The 24,436-nt window shown below is 55.5% G+C and carries 25 protein-coding genes; 15 read left to right on the top strand and 10 right to left on the bottom strand.

From position 1 onward, the window contains the following. Positions 1 to 95: 95 nt before the first annotated feature. The 3 genes from clpP to bolA all read right to left on the bottom strand — a co-directional run bounded on the left by clpP (position 96) and on the right by bolA (position 2,926). The gene (clpP, locus tag OSH03_RS16495) at positions 96 to 719 is read right to left on the bottom strand and encodes an ATP-dependent Clp endopeptidase proteolytic subunit ClpP (RefSeq protein WP_014069126.1); all 624 of its coding nucleotides are present in this window, start codon (positions 717 to 719) and stop codon (positions 96 to 98) included. Positions 720 to 979: 260 nt separating this feature from the next. Next, a complete protein-coding gene (tig, locus tag OSH03_RS16490; protein WP_008503318.1) occupies positions 980 to 2,278 on the bottom strand; it encodes a trigger factor in 1,299 nt (432 codons plus the stop codon). 330 nt (positions 2,279 to 2,608) lie between these two features. After that, positions 2,609 to 2,926, bottom strand: a complete 318-nt coding sequence (gene bolA / locus OSH03_RS16485) for a transcriptional regulator BolA (RefSeq protein ID WP_003859051.1) — start codon at positions 2,924 to 2,926, stop codon at positions 2,609 to 2,611. A gap of 305 nt (positions 2,927 to 3,231) precedes the next feature. On the opposite strand from bolA, the gene OSH03_RS16480 reads away from it, so the two are divergent. The 8 genes from OSH03_RS16480 to OSH03_RS16445 all read left to right on the top strand — a co-directional run bounded on the left by OSH03_RS16480 (position 3,232) and on the right by OSH03_RS16445 (position 12,103). Further along, positions 3,232 to 3,810: a lipoprotein gene (locus OSH03_RS16480; RefSeq protein ID WP_023310568.1), complete on the top strand. Its 579-nt coding sequence runs from the start codon at positions 3,232 to 3,234 to the stop codon at positions 3,808 to 3,810. A gap of 45 nt (positions 3,811 to 3,855) precedes the next feature. Beyond that, a complete protein-coding gene (ampG, locus tag OSH03_RS16475) occupies positions 3,856 to 5,331 on the top strand; it encodes a muropeptide MFS transporter AmpG (RefSeq protein WP_266179600.1) in 1,476 nt (491 codons plus the stop codon). Between the two features lie 477 nt (positions 5,332 to 5,808). Further along, positions 5,809 to 6,756: a cytochrome o ubiquinol oxidase subunit II gene (gene cyoA / locus OSH03_RS16470; protein WP_008503322.1), complete on the top strand. Its 948-nt coding sequence runs from the start codon at positions 5,809 to 5,811 to the stop codon at positions 6,754 to 6,756. Between the two features lie 16 nt (positions 6,757 to 6,772). Continuing rightward, complete coding sequence (cyoB, locus tag OSH03_RS16465; protein WP_028012157.1) at positions 6,773 to 8,764, top strand: cytochrome o ubiquinol oxidase subunit I; 1,992 nt, start codon at positions 6,773 to 6,775, stop codon at positions 8,762 to 8,764. Then, positions 8,754 to 9,368: a cytochrome o ubiquinol oxidase subunit III gene (locus OSH03_RS16460; protein WP_003859057.1), complete on the top strand. Its 615-nt coding sequence runs from the start codon at positions 8,754 to 8,756 to the stop codon at positions 9,366 to 9,368. The genes cyoB and OSH03_RS16460 overlap by 11 nt, the downstream gene beginning before the upstream one ends. Beyond that, complete coding sequence (locus tag OSH03_RS16455) at positions 9,368 to 9,694, top strand: cytochrome o ubiquinol oxidase subunit IV (RefSeq protein ID WP_006176899.1); 327 nt, start codon at positions 9,368 to 9,370, stop codon at positions 9,692 to 9,694. Before OSH03_RS16460 ends, OSH03_RS16455 begins: the two co-directional genes overlap by 1 nt. 11 nt (positions 9,695 to 9,705) lie before the next feature. Beyond that, positions 9,706 to 10,593, top strand: coding sequence for a heme o synthase (cyoE, locus tag OSH03_RS16450; RefSeq protein WP_119915243.1), 888 nt, complete (start codon positions 9,706 to 9,708; stop codon positions 10,591 to 10,593). A 148-nt stretch (positions 10,594 to 10,741) separates the two neighbouring features. Continuing rightward, positions 10,742 to 12,103 (top strand): MFS transporter, encoded by a 1,362-nt coding sequence (locus tag OSH03_RS16445; RefSeq protein ID WP_266179598.1) that lies wholly within the window; start codon positions 10,742 to 10,744, stop codon positions 12,101 to 12,103. A 32-nt stretch (positions 12,104 to 12,135) separates the two neighbouring features. Here OSH03_RS16445 and OSH03_RS16440 read toward each other — a convergent pair whose 3' ends face one another. Continuing rightward, entirely contained in the window at positions 12,136 to 12,627 is a 492-nt protein-coding gene (locus tag OSH03_RS16440) for a YajQ family cyclic di-GMP-binding protein (RefSeq protein WP_023293165.1), read from the bottom strand. Between the two features lie 121 nt (positions 12,628 to 12,748). On the opposite strand from OSH03_RS16440, the gene panE reads away from it, so the two are divergent. Both panE and yajL read left to right on the top strand, forming a co-directional pair. Next, on the top strand, positions 12,749 to 13,660 hold the full coding sequence (gene panE, locus OSH03_RS16435) for a 2-dehydropantoate 2-reductase (protein WP_061099046.1): 912 nt from the start codon (positions 12,749 to 12,751) through the stop codon (positions 13,658 to 13,660). Next, on the top strand, positions 13,623 to 14,213 hold the full coding sequence (gene yajL, locus OSH03_RS16430; protein WP_266179597.1) for a protein deglycase YajL: 591 nt from the start codon (positions 13,623 to 13,625) through the stop codon (positions 14,211 to 14,213). The genes panE and yajL overlap by 38 nt, the downstream gene beginning before the upstream one ends. A 67-nt stretch (positions 14,214 to 14,280) precedes the next feature. On the opposite strand, the gene thiI is transcribed toward yajL, so the two are convergent. Beyond that, positions 14,281 to 15,729 carry a tRNA uracil 4-sulfurtransferase ThiI gene (gene thiI / locus OSH03_RS16425; protein ID WP_253540916.1) on the bottom strand — a complete coding sequence of 483 codons (1,449 nt, stop codon included), beginning with the start codon at positions 15,727 to 15,729 and terminating at the stop codon, positions 14,281 to 14,283. Between the two features lie 191 nt (positions 15,730 to 15,920). Between thiI and xseB the strand changes: the two genes are divergently transcribed. Genes xseB through OSH03_RS16405 form a run of 4 tightly spaced genes read left to right on the top strand, consistent with a single transcriptional unit; the run spans position 15,921 to position 19,985 of the window. Further along, a complete protein-coding gene (gene xseB / locus OSH03_RS16420; protein WP_008503331.1) occupies positions 15,921 to 16,163 on the top strand; it encodes an exodeoxyribonuclease VII small subunit in 243 nt (80 codons plus the stop codon). Beyond that, a complete protein-coding gene (ispA, locus tag OSH03_RS16415; RefSeq protein WP_008503332.1) occupies positions 16,164 to 17,063 on the top strand; it encodes a (2E,6E)-farnesyl diphosphate synthase in 900 nt (299 codons plus the stop codon). 24 nt (positions 17,064 to 17,087) lie between these two features. Beyond that, the gene (gene dxs / locus OSH03_RS16410) at positions 17,088 to 18,950 is read left to right on the top strand and encodes a 1-deoxy-D-xylulose-5-phosphate synthase (protein ID WP_266179596.1); all 1,863 of its coding nucleotides are present in this window, start codon (positions 17,088 to 17,090) and stop codon (positions 18,948 to 18,950) included. Between the two features lie 60 nt (positions 18,951 to 19,010). Continuing rightward, the gene (locus OSH03_RS16405) at positions 19,011 to 19,985 is read left to right on the top strand and encodes an aldo/keto reductase (protein WP_061099050.1); all 975 of its coding nucleotides are present in this window, start codon (positions 19,011 to 19,013) and stop codon (positions 19,983 to 19,985) included. 57 nt (positions 19,986 to 20,042) lie between these two features. Here OSH03_RS16405 and thiL read toward each other — a convergent pair whose 3' ends face one another. The 5 genes from thiL to nrdR all read right to left on the bottom strand — a co-directional run bounded on the left by thiL (position 20,043) and on the right by nrdR (position 23,648). Beyond that, on the bottom strand, positions 20,043 to 21,014 hold the full coding sequence (gene thiL, locus OSH03_RS16400; protein WP_061099051.1) for a thiamine-phosphate kinase: 972 nt from the start codon (positions 21,012 to 21,014) through the stop codon (positions 20,043 to 20,045). Between the two features lie 77 nt (positions 21,015 to 21,091). After that, a complete protein-coding gene (nusB, locus tag OSH03_RS16395; RefSeq protein ID WP_006809908.1) occupies positions 21,092 to 21,511 on the bottom strand; it encodes a transcription antitermination factor NusB in 420 nt (139 codons plus the stop codon). 21 nt (positions 21,512 to 21,532) lie between these two features. After that, a complete protein-coding gene (gene ribH, locus OSH03_RS16390; protein WP_006176874.1) occupies positions 21,533 to 22,003 on the bottom strand; it encodes a 6,7-dimethyl-8-ribityllumazine synthase in 471 nt (156 codons plus the stop codon). A gap of 87 nt (positions 22,004 to 22,090) precedes the next feature. After that, complete coding sequence (ribD, locus tag OSH03_RS16385; protein ID WP_266179595.1) at positions 22,091 to 23,194, bottom strand: bifunctional diaminohydroxyphosphoribosylaminopyrimidine deaminase/5-amino-6-(5-phosphoribosylamino)uracil reductase RibD; 1,104 nt, start codon at positions 23,192 to 23,194, stop codon at positions 22,091 to 22,093. A 4-nt stretch (positions 23,195 to 23,198) separates the two neighbouring features. Beyond that, positions 23,199 to 23,648: a transcriptional regulator NrdR gene (nrdR, locus tag OSH03_RS16380; protein WP_008503337.1), complete on the bottom strand. Its 450-nt coding sequence runs from the start codon at positions 23,646 to 23,648 to the stop codon at positions 23,199 to 23,201. 153 nt (positions 23,649 to 23,801) lie between these two features. Here nrdR and OSH03_RS16375 point away from each other — a divergent pair, with 153 nt between their 5' ends. Next, positions 23,802 to 24,341 (top strand): SadB/YajI family lipoprotein, encoded by a 540-nt coding sequence (locus OSH03_RS16375; protein WP_266179594.1) that lies wholly within the window; start codon positions 23,802 to 23,804, stop codon positions 24,339 to 24,341. Positions 24,342 to 24,436: the final 95 nt, after the last annotated feature.

Here is a 24,436-nt window from a genome sequence, read left to right as displayed (position 1 = left end):
CCGCACATGACGACGCAAATGCCATTCTAAGACGCGTGTGCTTTAAGCAGCGTGCCGCCCTACCTTAGTATAGCGGCACACTCGCGTCGCGGGCATCAATTACGATGGGTCAATACGGAGTCGACTAAGCCGTACTCAACTGCCTCTGGAGCAGAGAGGAAGCGATCGCGCTCGGTATCGCGCTCGATCTGCTCAAGAGATTGACCTGTATGCTGCGCCATAAGTTCATTCATGCGCGCTTTTACTTTCAGAATTTCGCGGGCGTGGATTTCGATATCCGTCGCCTGCCCCTGGTAACCACCCAGCGGCTGGTGAATCATCACGCGGGAGTTAGGCAGGCAGAAACGCTTACCTTTAGCCCCTGCGGTTAACAGGAAGGCTCCCATGGATGCAGCCTGACCCATACAGATAGTGCTGACATCTGGCTTGATGAACTGCATGGTGTCATAAATGGACATGCCCGCCGTAATCACACCGCCAGGCGAGTTGATGTACAGGTAAATGTCTTTTTCCGGGTTTTCCGCTTCCAGGAACAGCATCTGCGCCACGATCAGGTTAGCCATATGGTCTTCTACCTGGCCGGTCAGAAAGATAACGCGTTCCTTGAGCAGACGGGAATAGATATCGAAAGAACGCTCACCACGTGAGGTCTGTTCAATAACCATTGGCACCAGCGCCATATGGGGTGCAAAGTTATCTCGTTCGCCACTGTATGACATTTCCGTCTCCTGGTTCAAAATTGAAAACACCTGCTGTACTGATTGTAACCTTATGGACGGATTATCAGCCAGTCTCAATCATCGTGATTACATACTTATGGGGTTCGCCACGCCCTATTTCAAGCATAACAACCTTTTGTTGTAACGCTAACACTGAAAGGGCGTTTTAGCACCCTTCCAGAACCCATGCAGCGATAAAAAAAACCCGTCGCCGGAGGGCAACGGGTTTTTTGTTCAAACTTTAAACCGTTAGGGCGAAATTACGCCTGCTGGTTCATCAGTTCGTTGAAAGAGGTCGCTTTTTCGGTCACTTTCGCTTTCGCCAGTACCGCTTCAACAGCCTGCTCTTCCAGTGCGACGTTGCGCATGTTGTCCATCAGCTCTTTGTTCTTACCGTAGAACTCGATCACTTCTGATGGATCTTCGTATGCAGACGCCATCTCTTCGATCAGGCCCTTCACACGCTCTTCGTCAGCTTTCAGCTCGTGGGTACGAATCACTTCGCCCAGCAGCAGGCCAACAACAACGCGGCGTTTCGCTTGCTCTTCAAACAGCTCGCGCGGCAGTTCCATCGCTTGCTGCTGGTTGCCACCGAAACGCTGTGCAGCCTGACGGCGCAGCACGTCGATTTCGCTGTCGATCAGGGCAGCAGGAACGTCGATTTCGTTCGCTTTCACCAGACCTTCAATCGCCTGAGATTTCACACGGTTACGCACAGCACCGTTCAGCTCGCGCTCCATGTTTTTACGCACTTCGGTACGCAGGCCAGCAACAGAACCATCTTCAACGCCGAAACGCTTGATGAACTCTTCAGTCAGTTCTGGCAGTTCGCGCTCTTCCACTTTCTTCAGGTTGATGACGAACTTCGCTGCTTTACCTTTCAGGTTTTCAGCGTGGTATTCTTCCGGGAAGGTCACGTCGATGGTGAACTCTTCGCCAGCCTTGTGGCCTTTGATACCGTCTTCGAAGCCTGGGATCATACGGCCCTGGCCCATTGCCAGTACGAAGTCAGACGCTTTACCGCCTTCGAACTCTTCGCCGTCTACAGAACCGGTGAAGTCGATGGTTACGCGGTCTTCCGCGTCAACAGCGCCTTCTTTCTCTTTCCAGTTCGCCTGCTGCTTACGCAGGGTGTCCAGCATGCCGTCAACGTCTTCGTCAGTGACGGAAACAATCGGTTTTTCAACTTCGATAGATTCCAGACCTTTCAGCTCAACTTCCGGGTACACTTCGAACTCTACGGAGTAGGTGAAGTCTTCGCCCAGTTTGTATTCGCCTGGCACGTAGTTTGGTGCGCCAGCTGGATTGATTTTTTCTTTGATGATCGCGTCGATAAAGTTGCGGCTCATCAGTTCACCCAGCACATCCTGACGCACGGAAGCGCCATAACGCTGAGCAACAACATTCATTGGTACTTTGCCCTTACGGAAGCCGTCAATACGTACTTTTTTTGCTACGTTGACCAGCTCGCTTTTCACAGCAGTTTCGATGCTGTCAGCAGCGATAGTAATCGTTACACGGCGGCCAAGGCCTTGAGTGGTTTCAACTGAAACTTGCATCTTGTTACCTCAAAAAAATCACAGTGCTCGGTCAACTCTGAATCTGTCTGTTATACCGGGATGCTCTCTTAGTGCAGATTCACATTCCCTGTCGCCAGAATCATCCCGAAGACATTCAATAAGACGCGGCATTATAGCGGCATCACTTAGGTGAGTCGAGAACGGTTGGAGCATGTTGCTGCGGCTTTTTTCACACTTTAAGGCTATTTTTAGCCTTAAAATCGCACCATCCGCTCAAAACTCAGACAAAACAAAACGGCCCGGAGGCCGTTTTGAGGAAATCTGTAAGCAACATACTGGAAAAGCTCCAGCCGTTGCAAATCCGATTTATCAGGCGATGGTGCCTGCACCGCGACAAGGCGGCGACGCGAAAACCGTATCCTGCAGGCCTTCCCATTCCTTAATGGTGTAGGTATGCAGCGCCAGCGCATGCACGGTTGTGGAGAGTTCTTCCGTCAAGGTGCTGTAGATCAGGCGATGTCGGTTCAGGAAACGTTCTCCCGTGAAGCGATCGCTAACCAGAACCACTTTAAAGTGGCTTTCAGAACCTGCCGGCACGTTATGACGATAGCTTTCGTCGACGACTTCGAGGAACACAGGGTTAAACGCTGCCCTTAATTTTTCTTCTATCTGTTCACGTATCATCATGAAATTACTCCTCCGACAACGCTAAGATGTCACCCATCCCTTTAAATGTTAGCCGCTTTTACCGTTTCCATTACACCTTGACAACAAATATTTAGCTTTCGTCTTATTTTCTCATTCAAATGCATGAAGTTCACTGTGAGACTCATACCTTTCGTCACTCGCGGGAGGAGAAAAAGGGTGAGCTGGTCAGTTTTCAGACAAGACGATGAATTTACATGCGTTGACCACTTCCCCTGACCGTTGTCGATGTTATGATGGCGGCAATTTCTCTCTCTTTATGCTTACGATTCGTTGAGAACCTGAAAATGTTAAAAAAACTCTTCTTTCCGTTGGTAGCCCTTTTTATGCTGGCAGGCTGTGCTACTCCGCCTACCACTATTGATGTCTCACCAAAAATCACCCTGCCTCAGCAGGACCCTAGCCTGATGGGCGTCACCGTGAGCATTAACGGTGCCGATCAGCGTCAGGACCAGGCGCTGGCAAAAGTGACCCGCGATAACCAGCAGGTAACGCTGACCGCGTCCCGCGACCTGCGCTTCCTGCTGCAGGAAGTGCTTGAGAAGCAAATGACCGCTCGCGGCTACATGATTGGCCCAAGCGGCGCGGTTGATCTGCAGATCATCGTCAACAACCTTTACGCAGACGTCTCTCAGGGCAACGTGCGCTACAACATCGCAACCAAAGCGGATATCGCCATCATTGCCACCGCGAAGAACGGCAACAAGATGACCAAAAACTACCGCGCCAGCTACTCCGTTGAAGGCGCGTTCCAGGCATCTAACCAGAACATCGCTAACGCCGTTAACAGCGTGCTGACTGACACCATCGCCGATATGGCGCAGGACACCAGCATTCACGACTTTATCAAGCAGAACGCACGTTAATCCTGCTCGCTGGCCCGGTGCTTCACCGGGTCAGTTCATAAGACCATGTCCAGTCACTACTTACGCATTTTCCAGCAACCGAAATCAGCGATTCTGCTGATCCTCGGCTTTGCCTCCGGTTTACCCCTCGCGCTCACTTCCGGCACGCTTCAGGCGTGGATGACGGTTGAGAACATCGATCTCAAAACCATTGGTTTCTTCTCGCTGGTCGGTCAGGCGTATGTCTTTAAGTTCCTGTGGTCGCCGGTGATGGATCGCTATACGCCGCCGTTCCTGGGACGTCGTCGCGGCTGGTTAGTGATGACGCAGGTTCTGCTGCTGCTGGCGATTGCGGGGATGGGCTTTCTTGAGCCGACCACACAGCTCCGCTGGATGGCCGCGCTTGCGGTGGTGATAGCCTTCTGTTCCGCCTCCCAGGATATTGTGTTCGACGCCTGGAAGACTGACGTCTTACCTGCCGAGGAGCGCGGGGCCGGCGCAGCCATCAGCGTGCTGGGCTATCGCCTCGGGATGCTGGTCTCCGGCGGGCTGGCGCTGTGGCTGGCCGACCGATACCTCGGCTGGCAGGGCATGTACTGGCTGATGGCCGCCCTGCTTATCCCCTGCATTATCGCAACCCTGTTTGCTCCCGAACCGAGCGACGTCATTCCGGTTCCCCGCTCTCTGGAGCAGGCCGTGGCCGAACCGCTGCGCGACTTTTTTGGCCGCAACAATGCCTGGCTGATCCTGCTGCTCATCGTCCTTTATAAGCTGGGCGATGCCTTTGCCATGAGCCTGACCACCACCTTCCTGATCCGCGGCGTCGGTTTTGATGCCGGTGAAGTGGGTGTAGTGAATAAAACGCTGGGGCTGTTTGCGACCATCGTCGGCGCGCTTTACGGCGGCGTATTGATGCAGCGCCTGACGCTGTTCCGCGCGCTGCTGATCTTCGGCATTCTTCAGGGCGCATCAAACGCGGGATACTGGCTGCTGTCGGTGACCGACAAGCATATGTTCAGCATGGCCGCGGCGGTGTTCTTCGAAAACCTCTGTGGCGGCATGGGGACGGCGGCATTTGTCGCCCTGCTGATGACCCTGTGCAATAAATCATTTTCCGCCACGCAGTTTGCGCTGCTCTCGGCGCTCTCGGCCGTTGGCCGCGTGTACGTGGGTCCGATTGCCGGCTGGTTTGTGGAAGCCCACGGCTGGCCAACGTTTTATCTTTTCTCGGTCGCGGCTGCCGTGCCGGGGATTTTATTATTGCTGGTGTGTCGCCAGACGCTGGAATATACCCAGCGGACCGAACACTTTATGCCACGCACTGAATATCATCGCGCTTACCGTTTTGCGTTACGTCTGCTCATGGCGGGCTGCGCCGCGCTGGCGCTATGGCTTGTGGTACTTATCGTTAACGCCAGTACGTCTCTGGCGATCCCTCTCGAAGCCCTTCTGCTGGACGCCGGAGCCCTGCTGGCCATCGCCGGGATCTTGACGGGCGGTCTGCTCGATTTTATGGCATTGCGTAAAACGCAGATGGCCTGAAGAAAAAGTGAAAGGTTATTTCCCGTTGTAATCACTAACCGAAATTATAACGGTGAAATAGCCAACAGCCGCTAAAAAAATATTTGTTGTTTTGTGCGGGATAGGATTTGGAAATTATTGGAGCCAATTCCAAAACGCTATTTTTCATTAAACGATTCAGCATTGGAAAGTTTGATTTTTCGTTTTTTAGATGTCTTTTTATTGATAATTAATTGTTAATTTTTTGTATATTTTTAACAATGGTTATACCAATTGCCCCTTTTAGGGTATGCTTGGGGGTCCTTTCGTTATAAAGCCCATATCATGCGGCTTCGGTCATAAAAACCGACATAATCTGCAACACTTGTGACACGTGCGGCAGAACCCGGTAACACCTTCCTGACACAGGCCTAATGATGTTTACAGTAATGTAACCTTCCCGTAAAATGCCCGCACACTTTAAACGCCACCAGACTCCCGTGGAATTGAGGTCGTTAAATGAGACTCAGGAAATACAATAAAAGTTTGGGATGGTTGTCATTATTCGCAGGCACTGTATTACTCAGTGGCTGTGATTCTGCACTACTAGACCCCAAAGGACAGATTGGACTGGAACAACGTTCACTGATATTGACGGCTTTTGGCCTGATGTTGATTGTGGTTATTCCTGCCATTTTGATGGCTGTTGGTTTCGCCTGGAAGTATCGTGCGAGCAATAAAGATGCGAAGTATAGCCCGAACTGGTCACACTCCAACAAAGTTGAAGCTGTGGTCTGGACGGTACCTATTCTGATCATCCTGTTCCTTGCCGTACTGACCTGGAAAACCACTCACGCACTAGAGCCAAGCAAGCCGCTGGTTCACGATGAAAAACCTATTACCATTGAAGTGGTCTCCATGGACTGGAAATGGTTCTTCATCTATCCAGAGCAGGGCATTGCTACCGTGAATGAAATCGCCTTCCCGGCGAACACTCCGGTTCAGTTCAAAGTGACCTCCAACTCCGTAATGAACTCCTTCTTCATCCCGCGTCTGGGTAGCCAGATTTACGCGATGGCCGGTATGCAGACAAACCTGCATCTGATCGCGAATGAAGCAGGCACCTACGATGGTATCTCCGCCAGCTATAGCGGCCCGGGCTTCTCAGGTATGAAGTTCAAAGCTATTGCGACGCCGGACCGTGCCGCTTTCGACCAGTGGGTTGAAAAAGCGAAGCAGTCTCCAAACACCATGTCTGACATGGCGGCGTTCGAAAAAGTGGCTGCACCTAGCGAATACAACAAGGTGGAGTACTTCTCTAACGTGAAACCTGATTTGTTCAAAGACGTTATTGGCAAATTTATGGATCACGGCAAGAGCATGGACATGACCCAGCCAGAAGGCGAGCACAGCGCGCACGAAGGTATGGAAGGCATGGACATGAGCCACGCGGAAACCGCTCACTAAGGGGCCGAGGAAGAAAATGTTCGGAAAATTGACACTGGATGCAGTGCCCTACCATGAACCGATTATCATGGTTACGGTGGCTGCAATTATCATTGGTGGCGCGGCCTTAGTTGGCCTGATCACTTACTTCGGTAAGTGGAGCTACCTGTGGAATGAGTGGCTGACTTCGGTTGACCACAAAAAACTCGGTATCATGTACTGCATCGTCGGTATCGTCATGTTAATTCGTGGCTTTGCGGATGCAATCATGATGCGTAGCCAGCAGGCACTTGCGTCTGCAGGCGAAGCCGGCTTCCTGCCACCGCACCACTACGACCAGATCTTTACCGCCCACGGCGTTATCATGATCTTCTTCGTGGCGATGCCGCTGGTAATCGGTCTGATGAACGTTGTCGTTCCGCTGCAAATCGGCGCGCGCGACGTCGCGTTCCCGTTCCTGAACAACCTGAGCTTCTGGTTCACGGTTGTCGGCGTAATCCTGGTTAACCTGTCACTGGGCGTGGGCGAATTCGCGCAGACCGGTTGGCTGGCGTACCCGCCGCTGTCGGGAATTGAGTACAGTCCGGGTGTTGGCGTTGACTACTGGATTTGGGCGCTTCAGCTCTCCGGTGTCGGTACAACTCTGACCGGTATCAACTTCTTCGTGACCATCCTGAAGATGCGTGCTCCTGGTATGACGATGTTCAAGATGCCGGTATTTACCTGGGCATCTCTGTGCGCCAACGTACTGATTATCGCATCGTTCCCAATTCTGACCGTCACCATCGCGCTGCTGACCCTGGACCGCTACCTGGGCACCCATTTCTTCACGAATGATATGGGTGGCAACATGATGATGTACATCAACCTGATTTGGGCCTGGGGTCACCCGGAAGTGTACATTCTGGTTCTGCCTGTCTTCGGTGTGTTCTCCGAAATCGCGGCAACCTTCTCGCGTAAACGTCTGTTTGGTTACACCTCGCTGGTGTGGGCAACCGTGTGTATTACCGTTCTGTCGTTCATCGTTTGGCTGCACCACTTCTTCACTATGGGTGCGGGCGCGAACGTAAACGCCTTCTTCGGTATCACCACCATGATTATCGCCATCCCTACCGGGGTGAAGATCTTCAACTGGCTGTTCACCATGTACCAGGGCCGTATCGTGTTCCACTCAGCAATGCTGTGGACCATCGGCTTCATCGTGACCTTCTCCGTGGGTGGGATGACCGGCGTACTGCTGGCGGTACCAGGTGCTGACTTCGTTCTGCACAACAGCCTGTTCCTGATTGCGCACTTCCATAACGTTATCATCGGCGGCGTGGTCTTCGGCTGCTTCGCAGGTGTGACTTACTGGTGGCCTAAGGCGTTTGGCTTCACGCTGAACGAAACCTGGGGTAAACGCGCGTTCTGGTTCTGGATCATTGGCTTCTTCGTGGCGTTTATGCCGCTGTACGTGCTGGGCTTCATGGGTATGACCCGTCGTCTGAGCCAGCAGATCGATCCGCAGTTCCACCCAATGCTGATGGTTGCAGCGGGCGGTGCAGCGCTGATTGCCTGCGGTATTCTGTGCCAGCTGATTCAGTACTACGTGTCCATCCGCGACCGTAACCTGAACCGCGACCTGACCGGTGACCCATGGGGTGGCCGTACGCTGGAGTGGGCAACCTCTTCTCCACCGCCGTTCTATAACTTTGCCGTAGTGCCGCACATTCACGAGCGTGATGCATTCTGGGAAATGAAAGAAAAAGGTGAAGCGTACAAGCAACCTGAGCATTACGAAGAGATCCATATGCCGAAAAACAGCGCTGCGGGCATCGTGATTGCCGCTTTCGCAACGGTATTTGGTTTCGCAATGATCTGGCACATCTGGTGGATGGCGATTGTTGGCTTCGCTGGCATCGTAATCAGCTGGATTGTGAAGAGCTTTGACGAGGACGTGGACTACTACGTACCAGTCCGTGAAGTTGAAAAGCTGGAAAATCAGCATTTCGACGAGATTTCTAAAGCGGGGCTGAAAAATGGCAACTGATACTCTGGCGCACTCAACTGCCCACGCGCATGAACATGCGCACCATGATACAGGACCGACCAAAGTCTTCGGTTTCTGGATCTACCTGATGAGCGACTGCATTCTGTTCTGCTGTCTGTTCGCGACCTATGCCGTTCTGGTGAACGGCACAGCGGGCGGCCCGACCGGCAAGGACATCTTTGAACTGCCGTTCGTTCTGGTTGAAACCGCACTGCTGTTATTCAGCTCCATCACCTACGGCATGGCGGCTATCGCCATGTACAAAAACAACAAGAGCCAGGTTGTCTCCTGGCTGGCGTTGACCTGGCTGTTTGGTGCTGGCTTTATCGGGATGGAAATCTATGAATTCCATCACCTGATTATGGAAGGCTTCGGCCCGGATCGCAGTGGCTTCCTGTCCGCGTTCTTCGCGCTGGTGGGTACCCACGGTCTGCACGTGACCTCGGGTCTGATCTGGATGGCAGTTCTGATGTTCCAGATCTCCCGCCGCGGCCTGACCAGCACTAACCGTACCCGTATTATGTGCCTGAGCCTGTTCTGGCACTTCCTGGACGTGGTATGGATCTGTGTGTTCTCTGTTGTCTATCTGATGGGGGCGATGTAATGAGTCATTCTAACGATCATGGCGCTTCCCACGGCAGCGTAAAAACCTACATGACAGGTTTCATCCTGTCGATCATCCTGACGGTGATCCCGTTCTGGATGGTGATGAGCGGTTCTGCGTCCAAGCCGGTTATCCTGGGAGCAATCCTGGTGACCGCGGTGATTCAGATTCTGGTGCATCTGGTTTGCTTCCTGCACATGAACACCAAGTCCGATGAAGGCTGGAATATGACGGCCTTTATCTTTACCGTGATTATCATCGCTATCCTGGTAGTCGGTTCCATCTGGATTATGTGGAACCTCAACTACAACATGATGGTTCACTAAGAGCGGCGAGTATGTTTAAGCAATACCTGCAAGTAACGAAACCAGGCATCATCTTTGGCAACCTGATCTCCGTGATCGGAGGGTTCCTGCTGGCCTCTAAAGGCAGCATTGATTACGCCCTCTTTATCTCTACGCTGGTCGGTGTGTCACTGGTTGTTGCGTCCGGTTGTGTATTTAACAACTACATCGACATGGATATCGACAAGAAGATGGAAAGGACCAAAAATCGGGTGCTGGTTAAAGGCCTGATCGCCCCTTCCGTCTCGCTGGTGTACGCCACCTTGCTGGGTATTGCTGGCTTTATGCTGCTGTGGTTTGGTGCTAACCCGCTGGCCTGCTGGCTGGGGGTGATGGGGTTCGTGGTGTATGTAGGCATCTACAGCCTGTATATGAAACGCCACTCCGTCTACGGCACGCTGATTGGTTCTCTCTCCGGCGCTGCGCCGCCGGTGATTGGCTACTGCGCGGTCACGAACGAGTTCGACAGCGGTGCACTGATCCTGCTGGCTATCTTTAGCCTGTGGCAGATGCCGCACTCCTATGCCATCGCGATTTTCCGCTTTAAGGATTATCAGGCAGCGAACATCCCGGTTCTGCCGGTCGTGAAGGGCATTTCGGTTGCCAAGAACCACATCACGCTCTACATCATCGCTTTTGCCGTGGCAACGCTGATGCTCTCTCTGGGTGGTTACGCCGGGTATAAATATTTGGCGGTAGCGGCTGCGGTGAGCGTCTGGTGGCTCGGTATGGCCCTGCGCGGTTATAAAGTGGAAGATGACAAAGTCTGGGCGCGCAAGCTGTTTGTGTTCTCTATCGTTGCCATCACCTCGCTGTCCGTGATGATGTCCGTAGACTTCATGGTGCCGGATTCACATAACCTGCTGACTTACGTCTGGTAAGATTCGCAGGTGAATAAAAGGGTGCTTCGGCACCCTTTTTTATTCATCAAATCCATTAATAACGCATGTAATATTTGTTAAATAACCCTTTATTTACCCCGCCCCTTCCCCGCACTACACTATGGCCTGCTTTTGAACTGAGGTGGTAATGAACGATTATAAAATGACGCCAGGCGAGCTACGCGCGACCTGGGGCTTAGGGACTGTCTTCTCGCTACGGATGCTTGGCATGTTTATGGTCCTGCCTGTTCTGACCACGTACGGCATGGCGCTTCAAGGAGCCAGCGAGGCGCTGATTGGCCTGGCAATTGGTATCTACGGCCTTGCCCAGGCGATATTTCAGATCCCGTTTGGTCTGCTCTCCGATAGGGTGGGCCGAAAGCCGCTGATTGTCGGCGGTCTGCTTATTTTTGTTCTCGGTAGCGTCATTGCCGCCCTCTCCCACTCCATCTGGGGCATTATTCTTGGCCGCGCCCTGCAGGGCTCCGGCGCGATTGCCGCCGCCGTGATGGCGCTGCTGTCAGACCTCACCCGCGAACAGAACCGCACGAAGGCGATGGCGTTTATCGGCGTGAGCTTTGGTGTGACCTTCGCTATTGCGATGGTGCTGGGCCCGATTATCACCCATACGCTCGGCCTGCACGCCCTGTTCTGGATGATTGCCGCGCTGGCGACCATCGGGATCGCGCTGACTTTGTGGGTTGTGCCGGACAGCAAAAACCACGTTTTGAACCGTGAGTCAGGCATGGTAAAAGGCTGCTTCAGCAAAGTGCTCGTCGAACCGCGCCTGCTGAAGCTGAACTTCGGCATCATGTGCCTGCACATTCTGCTGATGTCGACCTTTGTCGCCCTGCCCGGCCAGCTTGCCGCGGCAGGTTTCCCGGCGGCTGAGCACTGGAAAATCTATCTGGTGACGATGCTGATTTCGTTTGTCTCCGTCGTGCCGTTCATTATCTATGCCGAAGTGAAGCGCAAAATGAAGCGCGTCTTCGTGGGCTGCGTGGCGCTGCTGCTGATCGCCGAGATCGTGCTCTGGGGCTCCGGCCCGCACTTCTGGGAGCTGGTTGCCGGCGTACAGCTGTTCTTCCTGGCATTTAACCTGATGGAAGCGCTGCTGCCGTCGCTTATCAGCAAAGAGTCTCCGGCCGGTTACAAAGGCACGGCGATGGGTATCTACTCCACCAGCCAGTTTCTCGGCGTGGCGATTGGCGGCTCGCTCGGCGGCTGGGTGGACGGCCTGTTTGATTCCCAAACCGTATTTCTCGCGGGCGCGCTGCTGGCAACAGTCTGGCTGCTGGTCGCCAGCACCATGAAAGAGCCGCGCTACGTAAGCAGCCTGCGGGTAGAAATCCCGGATGAGGTGGAAATCAGCGATGCGCTGAAGCAGCGTCTGGAAGCAAAAGAGGGCGTGACAGAAGTGCTCATTGTCCCGGAAGAGCGCAGCGCTTACGTCAAAATAGACAGCAAAGTGACGAACCGCTTTGAGGTCGAGCAGGCGCTCAAAGCCTGAAAAAAAGCCCGGTTGAACCGGGCTTTTCTGTCTTAATCGCGGAAGTTTTTAAACTGGAACGGCTGTCCCAAATCCCCGCCGCGCACCAGCGCCATCACGGACTGGAGGTCATCGCGAGATTTACCGGTCACGCGAATTTCTTCGCCCTGGATCTGCGCCTGCACCTTCAGCTTGCTGTCTTTGATAAGCTTAACGATCTTCTTCTGCACCGCGCTCTCGATGCCCTGCTTCAGTTTGGCTTCTACAAACCAGTTCTTACCGCTGTGGACAAACTCGTCCGGCACGTCCAGAGACGTCCCTTCAATGCCGCGTTTTAACAGCTTAGCGCGCAGAATGTCGAGCAGCTGATTCACCTGGAAATCAGACTCGCTCAGCACCTTAATGGTCTTATTTGCGTCGTTCAGCTCAAACGACGCCTCAACGCCGCGAAAATCGAAACGTGACTCAACTTCGCGGGTTGCGTTCTCAACGCCGTTGCGAACTTCCTGGATATCAACTTCGGAAACAATATCGAAAGATGGCATCTTTTCTTCTCCCTTCACTTTTGTTGCGTTGCATAATACCCGCTACGAGGCATAACTCAACAGAAGCTTAGCTGTATAATTAAGCTGTAACACCTGGCGCAGTTGCAGGTGAGGAGGAACAATGAAAATTACGGTGCTCGGATGCGGAGCGCTCGGTCAGCTGTGGCTAACCGCGCTGTGCAAGCACGGACATGAGGTTCAGGGCTGGCTGCGCGTGCCCCAGCCCTATTGCAGCGTCAACCTGATTGGTGAAGACGGAAGCATTTTTAACGAATCCCTCACCGCGAACGATCCTGATTTCCTGGCGCAAAGCGACCTGTTGCTGGTGACGCTCAAGGCGTGGCAGGTCTCGGATGCGGTCAAGACATTGGCCGCGCAGCTCCCCCCCACGTCCCCCATTCTGCTGCTGCATAACGGTATGGGAACCCTTGATGAGCTGAAAAGCGTCCCGCAGCCTCTGCTGATGGCGACCACCACCCACGCCGCCCGTCGCGACGGGACTATTATTGTGCATGTCGCCAGCGGCGTGACGCACATCGGCCCGGCCAGAACACAGGATGGGGACTACAGCTATCTGGCAGACGTGCTGCAAAAGGTATTGCCGGACGTCGCCTGGCACAACAACATCCGCCCTCAGCTGTGGCGTAAGCTGGCCGTAAACTGCGTGATCAATCCGCTGACGGCGCTGTGGAACTGCCCGAACGGGGAACTGAAAAACCATCCGCAGGAGGTGGCGTCCCTCTGTGCAGAAGTCGCGTCGGTCATTGAGCGAGAAGGCCTGCACACCTCAGCAGAGGATTTACGCTGTTATGTCGAGCAGGTTATTGAGAGTACGGCTGAGAACATCTCCTCGATGCTGCAGGACGTTCGGGCATTACGCCATACGGAGATAGACTACATCACCGGCTATCTGCTAAAGCGCGCCCGCGCGCACGGCATCGCCGTGCCGGAAAACGCCCGTCTGTATGACCTGGTTAAACGTAAGGAGAGTGAATATGAGCGCGTCGGCACTGATCTGCCTCGCCCCTGGTAGCGAAGAGATGGAAGCGGTCACCGCCATTGATTTAATGGTACGTGGCGGCATTAAGGTAACAACCGCCAGCGTTGCCAGCGACGGCAATCTGGCAATCACCTGTTCCCGAGGGGTGAAAATCCTGGCAGACGCGCCGCTTGTTCAGGTTGCTGACGGCGATTACGACATCATCGTCCTGCCCGGCGGCTTAAAAGGCGCGGAATGTTTTCGCGACAGCCCGCTGCTGGTCGAGACCGTGCGTCAGTTCCATTTATCTGGCCGTATCGTCGCGGCAATCTGTGCCGCCGCTGGAACGGTTCTGGTTCCGCACGATATCTTCCCCATCGGCAATATGACCGGCTTCCCGGGGCTGAAGGATACGATCCCGGAAGACCAGTGGGTGGACAAACGCGTCGTCTGGGATCCGCGCGTCAACCTGCTCACCAGCCAAGGACCGGGCACCGCGATTGATTTTGCGCTGAAGATTATTGATCTGCTGGTTGGGCGGGAGAAGGCCTACGAAGTGGCGTCATCGCTGGTAATGCCGGCGGGGATTTATAATTATTACGAATAGATGTTCTCCCTCTCACCTTGGGAGAGGGCCGGGGTGAGGGCAACAGGCCGCACTCCCCGGCAATACACTACGGGCGATACACCTTCACATTCGCAAAGCCCTGCTCGCGCAGATACAGCGCCTGCAGGCGGCTCATTACCCCACGCTCACACCACAGCAGATACGTTTTGCTCTGATCGAGGTCGCCAAACTTAGTGCTCAGCTTATAGAACGGCAGAGAAACCACCTCCACGCCGTCCACCACCAGCGGCTTGTCATCCTGCTCGTCAATAGAGCGAATATCCAGAATCGCATCGTTTGCGCCGAAACCGCTTACGGTTTCAACTTCAACGACTTCCTGCTCGGTCTGCTGGGCAATTTCGCGGATATCGATGTTGGACGCTTCCGCCACCACCTTTTCCAGAATGCTAAAGTCGAAGTTCTCTTCTTCCGCTTCGATCTTCGCCTTCACCGCTTTCACCGTAGGGCTTTTCGAGATCACGCCGCAGTATTCCGGCATGGTGCGGGCAAAATCTTCGGTGCCGATTTCGCGCGCCAGGTCGATGATGTGCTCTTTGTCGTGGGAGATCAGCGGACGCAGGATCAGCGTATCAGAGACGTTGTCGATCAGACGCAGGTTGGTCAGCGTCTGGCTGGAGACCTGGCCCAGCGCTTCGCCGGTGACCAGCGCCTGCACGCCGTAGCGTTCAGCCACTTTGGACGCTGCGCGCACCATCATACGTTTCAGGATCACGCCCATCTGGCCGTCGTCCACTTTTTCGAGGATTTCGCCGACCACTGGCTCAAAGTTAATCGCCACAAAACGCACGCGGTGGGAGCTGCCGAAGCGGTTCCACAGGTAGTGCGCCACCTGACGAACGCCGATTTCATGCGCCGCGCCGCCCAGGTTGAAGAAGCAGTAATGCACGCGACAGCCGCGACGCATCAGCATATAGCTGGAGACGCCGGAGTCGAAGCCGCCTGAGATCAGGGACAACACATCTTCCTGGGTGCCGATCGGGAAGCCGCCGATGCCTTCATAGCGCCCTTTCACCAGCAGCAGGCGATCGTTTTCGATCTCCAGGTTAACGGTCACGTCCGGGTTGGTCAGGCGCACGCGCGCGGTCTCAACGTGCTGGTTCAGACCGCCGCCGACGTAACGTTCCACTTCAATGGAGCTGAATTCGTGCTTGCCGCGACGCTTCACGCGCACGCAGAAGGTTTTGCCTTCGATCTGGTCGCGGTACTGGACCAGCGCTTTCTCGAAGATGTCGTGCATATCGCTGAACGGAACATCTTCCACTTCCAGAATATGGTGGATCCCCGGAATACGGGTCAGGGCGTCGCGAATATCCTGACGTTTATTTTCGTCTTTGGCGCGCACTTCCACGTGGTCCCAGTGGCGCACCACGGCGAGGGTTTCGTCGTAGTGCTTTAATACGTTACGAATGTTCCCGGTGAGAATTTTAATAAAGCGCAAACGCACAGATTGGCTTTTGATGGTGATTTCAGGGAACAATTTAATGATAAACTTCATGGCGGCAATGTTTCTTAGGCAAGCGTATTAAGGCTTGTAATGGAAAAGAGTACAGCAGCCCACACCCGTGGCTGCATCCAGGCGCGCAAGTATACCACCATCGCGCCGCTCCTGTGCACATTGCGCGTTATTTGCTTATCCGCCCGAGTCCGTTACCATATCAGGGCTGAGAATATAAGAGTCAATTCACTATGCCGAAGAAGAACGACGCACCGGCCAGTTTTGAAACTGCGCTGAGTGAACTGGAGCAAATCGTTACCCGTCTTGAAAGCGGCGATCTCCCGCTGGAAGAGGCGCTTAACGAATTCGAACGTGGCGTGCAGCTGGCGCGCCAGGGGCAGGTCAAACTGCAGCAGGCCGAGCAGCGCGTGCAGATCCTGCTCTCCGACAGCGAAGACGCGAAAACCACGCCTTTCACACCGGACGCCGAGTAAATGGATTTTGCCAACGAGCTTCAGGCGCGCGTCGTGCGCGCCAACGACGCCCTGCGCCGATTTATTGCGCCACAGCCTTTTCAGAACACTCCACTGGTTGAAGCCATGCACTATGGCGCACTCTTGGGTGGAAAGCGCCTGCGCCCGTTTCTGGTATACGCCACCGGCAATATGTTTGGCATCAGCGATAACACGCTGGACGCCCCGGCAGCCGCCGTTGAGTGCATCCACGCTTATTCACTGATTCACGACGATCTCCCGGCGATGGACGACGACGATCTGCGCCGGGGTCAGCCAACCTGCCACATTAAGTTTGGCGAGGCGAATGCCATTCTGGCGGGTGATGCTCTGCAAACGCTGGCGTTCTCGATTCTGAGCGACGCGCCGATGGCGGAAGTGGCCGATCGTGACCGCCTGGCGATGATCTCCGAGCTGGCGATGGCCAGCGGCGTGGCCGGCATGTGCGGCGGTCAGGCACTGGATTTAGAAGCGGAAGGACGTCAGGTTAATCTGGAACAGCTGGAGCGTATTCATCGCCATAAGACGGGCGCGCTTATTCGTTCCGCCGTTCGCCTGGGCGCGCTGAGCGCGGGTGAGCAAGGGCGCAAAGCCCTGCCGATTCTGGACAGATACGCAGAAAGTATCGGTCTGGCATTCCAGGTTCAGGATGACATTCTGGATGTGGTGGGCGATACTGCAACATTGGGTAAACGTCAGGGTGCCGACCAGCAGCTTGGCAAAAGTACCTACCCCGCCCTGCTGGGTCTTGAGCAAGCCCAACGTAAAGCCCGGGATCTGATTGACGATGCCCGCCAGTCGCTGAATGAACTGGCCGCGCAATCGCTGGATACCTCGGCACTGGAAGCGCTAGCGGACTATATAATCCAGCGTGATAAATAAACTATATATCTCGATGAGCCTTTGATGAGTTTTGATATTGCCAAATACCCGACACTGGCGTTAGTTGACTCCACCCAGGAGTTACGTCTGCTGCCGAAAGAGAGCCTGCCGAAGCTGTGCGACGAGCTGCGTCGCTACCTGCTCGACAGCGTAAGCCGCTCCAGCGGCCATTTCGCCTCCGGGCTTGGCACGGTAGAGCTGACCGTGGCGCTGCACTACGTCTATAACACGCCGTTCGATCAGCTTATCTGGGACGTCGGCCACCAGGCCTATCCGCACAAAATTCTGACCGGACGTCGCGATAAAATTGGCACTATTCGTCAGAAAGGCGGCCTGCACCCGTTCCCGTGGCGCGGTGAGAGCGAGTATGACGTGCTGAGCGTCGGCCACTCATCGACCTCCATTTCTGCGGGCATCGGTATTGCCGTTGCCGCCGAGAAAGAGAACAAGCAGCGCCGCACCGTCTGCGTGATTGGCGACGGAGCCATCACCGCTGGGATGGCCTTCGAGGCCATGAACCACGCGGGCGATATCAAGCCGGACATGCTGGTTATCCTCAACGATAACGAAATGTCGATCTCCGAGAACGTCGGCGCGCTGAATAACCATCTGGCGCAGCTGCTTTCCGGCAAGCTTTACTCGTCGCTGCGCGAAGGCGGTAAAAAAGTCTTCTCCGGCGTACCGCCGATTAAAGAGCTGCTCAAGCGTACCGAAGAACATATCAAAGGCATGGTCGTGCCGGGCACGCTGTTTGAAGAGCTGGGCTTTAACTATATTGGCCCGGTTGACGGTCACGATGTCCTGGGGCTGGTGACCACGCTCAAGAACATGCGCGACCTCAAAGGCCCGCAGTTCCTGCACATCATGACCAAAAAAGGGCGTGGCTACGAGCCGGCGGAGAAAGATCCGATCACCTTCCACGCGGTGCCCAAATTCGACCCGTCCAGCGGCTGTCTGCCGAAAAGCAGCGGCGGCATGCCGAGCTATTCCAAAATCTTCGGCGACTGGCTGTGCGAAACCGCAGCGAAAGACAACAAGCTGATGGCGATCACCCCGGCCATGCGCGAAGGCTCCGGCATGGTGGAGTTCTCCAGAAAATACCCTGACCAGTATTTCGACGTGGCGATTGCCGAGCAGCACGCGGTGACGTTTGCCGCGGGGCTGGCGATTGGCGGCTATAAACCGGTTGTGGCGATTTACTCCACTTTCCTGCAGCGCGCCTACGATCAGGTGATCCACGACGTTGCTATTCAGAAGTTGCCGGTGCTGTTTGCCATCGACCGTGCGGGCATCGTCGGTGCCGACGGCCAGACGCACCAGGGCGCGTTCGATCTCTCCTTCCTGCGCTGTATCCCGGATATGGTTGTCATGACGCCAAGCGACGAGAACGAATGTCGTCAGATGCTGTTTACCGGCTACCACTATCAGGATGGCCCAAGCGCGGTTCGCTACCCGCGCGGCAATGCGGTGGGCGTTGAGCTCCAGCCGCTGGAAAAACTGCCGATCGGTAAAGGTCTGGTGAAGCGTCGCGGCGAGAAGGTGGCGATCCTGAACTTCGGCACGCTGATGCCGGAGGCGGCAAAAGCGGCTGAAACGCTGAACGCTACCCTGGTGGATATGCGCTTTGTGAAGCCGCTGGATGAGTCCCTGATCCTGAATATGGCTGAGACGCATGACGTGCTGGTCACGCTGGAAGAAAACGCCATCATGGGCGGTGCGGGCAGCGGCGTGAACGAGGTGATGATGGCAAACCGTAAGGCCGTGCCGGTGCTGAACCTCGGCCTGCCGGATTATTTCATTCCTCAGGGTACCCAGGACGAAGCGCGTGCGGCGATTGGCCTGGACGCTGCCGGTATCGAAGCCAAAATCCGCAGCTGGCTGGACTGACTCTCCCCTTTTCCGCTCCTGCTATGCTTAAACGTAATGTTTAAACAGCAGGAGCGGACCGTGCAATACACAACATTAGGAAAAACCGACCTTAACGTTTCCCGACTTTGCCTGGGCTGTATGACCTTTGGCGAGCCCGACAGGGGAAACCACGCCTGGACACTGCCTGAAGAGAGCAGCCGCCCGATTATCAAACGCGCCATTGAAGGCGGCATTAACTTCTTTGACACCGCCAACAGCTACTCCGACGGCAGCAGCGAGGAGATTGTCGGCCGCGCCCTGCGCGATTTTGCCCGTCGGGATGAGATTGTCGTCGCCACCAAGGTTTACTACCCGGTGGGCGACCTGGCTCAGGGCCTTTCCCGCGCGCAGATCCTCCGCTCTATTGATGACAGCCTCAGACGCCTGAACATGGATTACGTCGACCTGCTGCAAATTCACCGCTGGGATTACAACACGCCGATCGAGGAGACGCTTGAGGCGCTCAACGACGTGGTGAGAGCCGGTAAGGCACGCTATATCGGCGCGTCGTCTATGCACGCGTCGCAGTTTGCCCAGGCGCTGGATCTCCAGGCGCAGCACGGCTGGGCGCGCTTTGTCACCATGCAGGATCACTACAACCTGATCTACCGCGAAGAAGAGCGCGAGATGCTGCCGCTCTGCTATCAGGAAGGCGTGGCGGTGATCCCATGGAGCCCGCTGGCGCGCGGACGTTTAACCCGCCCGTGGGGAGAAACTACAGCTCGTCTGGTATCAGATGAAGTGGGAAAAAATCTTTATTCCGGTACCGAAGCCAGCGATGCGCTAATTGCCGAACGGTTAGCCGGGATCGCCGACGATACCGGTGCCACCCGTGCGCAGGTGGCGCTGGCGTGGCTGCTGAGCAAGCGCGGGGTTGCGGCACCGATTATCGGCACGTCGCGGGAAGAGCAGCTGGACGAGCTGCTGAGCGCGGTGGATTTATCCCTGACGCCGGAGCAGATTGCCGAGCTGGAGACGCCGTATCAGCCGCATCCAGTCGTGGGGTTTAAGTAATCTAATCCGTAGGCCGGGTAAGGCGTAGCCGCCACCCGGCAATACAGAGGCACAAACTTACCCGAAGTGATCGTACCCTTTCCAGTCCAGCGTAACGGGCGCACCGTCTTTCACGAACTTCAGCCCCTCACTTTCCGGCATGATCTGACCGATGCAGGTAAACTTTGCGCCGAGATGGGCCAGTGCCACGTCCAGCGTTCCGCGGTTCAGCTCAGGTACGGTGAAGCACAGCTCGTAGTCTTCCCCCCCGGACAGCGCCCAGCGCAGCGCCTGCTCAGGTTCCACATGGCGAAGCAGTTGCTCCGACAGCGGGAACAGGTCCAGGTCAACGCGCGCGCCCACCCCGCTGGCCTTCAGGATATGGCCGAGATCGGAAATCAGCCCGTCAGAGAGATCGATAGCCGAGCTGGCCCGCTCGCGCAGCGCCTGACCGTGCAGAATACGCGGCGTCGGGCGCAGGTGGCGCTTCACCAGATACGCCGCATCGTCAGCGTCCTTCACGGTTAAGCGATCCTGAAGGATCGCCAGCCCCGCCGCGCTGTCTCCCGGCGTACCGGTCACGTAGATCCAGTCGCCCGGCTTAGCGCCCGAGCGCTTCAGCGCGCGACCGAGCGGCACATAGCCGTGGATCGCCAGCGTCATCGACAGCGGCCCGGCAGTCGTATCGCCGCCAATCAGCTGCATATCGTAATAATTCAGCTGCTCAAACAGCGCGTCGCTAAAGGCTTCCAGCCAGGCTTCATCCACCTCTGGTAGCGTCAGGGCCAGCGTCAGCCAGGCAGGATCGGCACCCATCGCGGCCAGATCGCTGACGTTGACCGCCAGCGCTTTATACGCCAGATCGGCAGGATCGATATCCGGTAAGAAATGACGTCCGCACACTAAGGTGTCGGTGCTGATTGCCAGCGTCTGCTTTTCAGGAATATTGAGAAGTGCACAGTCATCGCCAATGCCGGTTTCAACATCAAGACGAGAGGTTCTGACACGGTCGAAATAACGGGCAATCAGGGAGAATTCGCCGCATGCCATACGTTATGCCTCAGCAAATAAAAGAAAAAACCGGAGCCGCACTGCCCGTCAGGCAATGCAGAACTCCGGTTTGCGGATCACTTTTTGTGGGGACGGATCGCAGGTGCTGCTTTATCAAGTACGCCGTTAACGAACTTGTGGCTGTCTTCAGCGCCGAAGGTTTTCGCCAGTTCGATCGCTTCGTTGATGGCCACTTTGTACGGCACATCATCACGTTTAGACAGCTCAAACAGCGCGATACGCAACACTGCTTTTTCCACCTGGCCCAGCTCTTCGAGCAGACGGGACAGGTATGGCTTCATCAGGCCATCGAGATACGCGCTATTAGTCGCCACTCCCGACAGCAGTTCACGGAAGTACAGAACGTCAACGTCTTTCACGTCCTGTTCTGACAGGAACTGGTATTCAACATCAGCGATGTCGTTCTGGGACAACTGCCAGGAGTAAAGTGCCTGAACGGCACATTCACGGGCGCGGCGACGAGCAGCAGGTTTCACGGAATTCCCCTTACAAAAAAATCAGGCCTTGATGGCTTTCAATACATTGATCATTTCAAGCGCGGTCAGTGCAGCTTCTGCACCTTTGTTACCGGCTTTGGTGCCAGCACGTTCGATGGCTTGTTCAATACTTTCGGTGGTCAGCACGCCGAACGCGACAGGAATTTCAGCATCCTGCGCAACGTGTGCCAGACCGTTGCTTGCACCGCCCGCAACGTATTCGAAGTGCGCAGTGCCGCCACGAATAACGGTACCCAGCGCAATCACCGCGTCGTATTTACCGGTTTTCGCCAGCGCGCCCGCCGCCAGTGGCAGTTCGTAAGCGCCTGGAACCCAAACAACGGTAATGTTGTCATCTTTAACCTGGCCGATACGTTTCAGGGCGTCAATCGCACCTTCCAGCAGGCTGTCGTTGATGAAGTTGTTGAAACGCGCAATGGTGATGGCGACGCGAGCGTCCGGGGTAGCTACAGCAGCTTCAATAATGTTCATACTCTTCCTTTACGGGTTCATTTGGCCCCGCAGGGGGGCGGATTTTATCATAATACTTTGCGCACTGCTTCCCTATTTCGGGAGCAATTACGCTGTCGTTAAATGGAGGCAGACATCCGGACCCACCGGACGAATCTCGCTGAATGTGAGTTGCGGTGCGTCGGCCAGTTTTTCAAGGCCGGGCAGCACAAACAGGCCGCGCGCGTCGTGACCTAACAGTTTAGGCGCAACGTAGACGAGCAGTTCATCCACCAGCCCCGCCTGAAGCAGCGCGCCGGCGAGCGTCGGACCGGCTTCGACCCAGATGCTGTTCACCTGCTGCTTGCCGAGCAGCATCATCAGCACCACTAAATCGAGGCGGCCATTGTGCTCCGGCACCATAACGCTGCGCACGCCTTCCGGCCACTCGCGCGAATCTTCTTTGGTGCGCGCAATCCAGGTTTCACCCGGCTGCTGGACGATGCGGTGCTCCGGCGTCACGCGGTTCTGGCTATCAATGATAATACGCAGCGGCTGGCGCAGGTTCTCCTGCGGATAAAGCGCCTGGGTATCGGCATTCAGTTCGTTCCAGCGCACGGTCATGGCCGGATCGTCAGCGAGAACCGTTTCACTGCTGGTGAGGATAGCATGGCTTTGCGCGCGCAGGCGTTGCACATCGCGCCTTGCCTGCGGCGAGGTGATCCACTGGCTTTCACCGTTTGCCATCGCCGTACGGCCGTCCAGCGAGGCGCCCAGCTTGAGCTGAATGTACGGAAAACCGGTGCGCATGCGCTTCAGGAAGCCTTTATTCAGGGCTTCCGCATCCTGCATCATCAGCCCATGGCTGACGTCGATCCCTTCCTGCTGCAGGCGGTACAGACCGCGCCCGGCCACCTGCGGATTCGGATCCTGCATCGATGCCACCACGCGAGCCACGCCCGCCGCGATCAGCGCTTCGCAGCACGGCGGCGTCCGCCCGTGGTGGCTGCAGGGCTCAAGCGTCACATAGGCGGTGGCACCGCGCGCCTTCTCACCGGCCATGCGCAGCGCATGGACCTCCGCATGCGGCTCGCCTGCGCGATAGTGAAACCCTTCCCCCACGATCTCGCCATCTTTCACGATAACGCACCCGACGTTCGGGTTGGGATGAGTGGTAAAACGACCGCGCTGCGCCAGCTTCATGGCTCGCGCCATGTAAATCTCATCCTGCATGAGCTTAATCCTGTAAGCGGGCGATCTCTTCGCCAAACTCTTTGATATCTTCGAAACTGCGGTAGACAGAGGCGAAGCGGATATAGGCGACCTTGTCGAGCTTTTTCAGCTGCTCCATCACCAGGTTGCCGATCATTTTGCTCGGCACTTCACGCTCACCCAGGCCACGCAGGTAAGATTTAATATGGTTTAACGCCATTTCAACGTCATCCGCGCTGACGGGCCGTTTTTCGAGGGCCTTCAGCATTCCGCTGCGCAGTTTCTCTTCGTTAAACGGCTCGCGCACATCGTTACTTTTTACCACGCGCGGCATTACCAGCTCTGCAACCTCAAAGGTCGTGAAACGCTCGTTGCACACCAGACACTGCCGACGACGGCGCACTGAAGACCCTTCGCCCACAAGGCGAGAGTCGATGACTTTGGTATCCACAGCGGAGCAGAATGGGCAATGCATACGGTATCCCTGTTATCTGGTTAACTGATTTTCATTTTACCCTGATCTGGCCTGACAACAAAGGAAGAGCTTTTTTGAGACAAAGGATCTATGTCTGGCGGTACGTTGCTGGCTACCATTATGGGGATCCGTTATTTCAAGGAAATAAACGCTATGACAAGACGTTATCTGAGAATTTTACTGGTGGGGAGCCTCTTCACCCTCAGTGCCTGTGCACAGCAAACCGAAGTCCGCCAGATGAAACAAAGCGTGAATACGCTTAACACGGCGATGGACAAACTGAACAAAGAAACGGTGAAGATCACCCAGCAAAACGCGCTGAACGTTAAATCCACCAGCGGGGTATATCTGCTGCCGGGGGCAAACACGCCTGCCCTGCTTAACAGCCAGATCGGCACGCTGAAAATGTCGCTGGTGAACGTGGCGGCGAACGCGGATGGTACGCGCGCAACATTGCGTATTCACGGCGAATCTAACGATCCGCTGCCCGCCTTCAGCGGCACCGTAGAGTGGGGCCAGATCCAGGGCACCACGGAGAGCTACCAGGAGGTGAACGTGAAGAATCAGCTTTTCACCGCTCCGGCCAGCGTGTTAGCGCCAAGCGATGTGGATATTCCCCTTCAGCTAAGCGGCCTATCCCCCGAGCAGCTAGGCTTTATCCGCATTCACGATATCCAACCCGCCGCGCAATAATCCCTCCTTTTGAGCGGAGTGAAATGTCACTCCGCTAACATTTACATTTCGTATGGATTGGCAACAGAAATGATTGCCGCTACAATCCCGGCCGT

The organism is Enterobacter nematophilus (genome assembly GCF_026344075.1).
Lineage (GTDB): Bacteria > Pseudomonadota > Gammaproteobacteria > Enterobacterales > Enterobacteriaceae > Enterobacter > Enterobacter nematophilus.
Note: the sequence above shows the minus strand (reverse complement) of the source record. Positions and strands in the feature narration are given on the sequence as shown.